Consider the following 293-nt stretch of genomic DNA (forward strand, 5'->3'; position numbering starts at 1 on the left):
TTGATGAGTCTGTTGATGCAACACGTTGCCACAACGCAACGGGTGGCTGCCAAAGCGGCATGCGTTGTTTGACTCACACTTTATGGTCGGACTTAAGCGCACGTATCGAAGAGTTTTTAAATAGTATTACCCTTGCTGAATTGGTTGAAAAGTCAGATGTGAAAGAAGTCGCATCACGCCAAGATAACAGCATCAACACTGCAATTAAGCAACTGGAAAACATTCAAGTAAGCTGTCAACTGTAGCTTGACGAAAGCGGAGAGAGAAATGAAGTTACCGATTTATTTAGATTA

The 293-nt window shown here is 42.3% G+C and carries 1 pseudogene; it reads left to right on the forward strand.

What is annotated here, in order from left to right:
• Nucleotides 1–245, forward strand: a pseudogene (locus CWC28_RS21035) (Fe-S cluster assembly transcriptional regulator IscR); the annotation flags it as partial.
• Nucleotides 246–293 lie beyond the last annotated feature (48 nt).

This window comes from Pseudoalteromonas sp. S4492, from assembly GCF_005886115.1.
Classification (GTDB): domain Bacteria; phylum Pseudomonadota; class Gammaproteobacteria; order Enterobacterales; family Alteromonadaceae; genus Pseudoalteromonas; species Pseudoalteromonas gelatinilytica.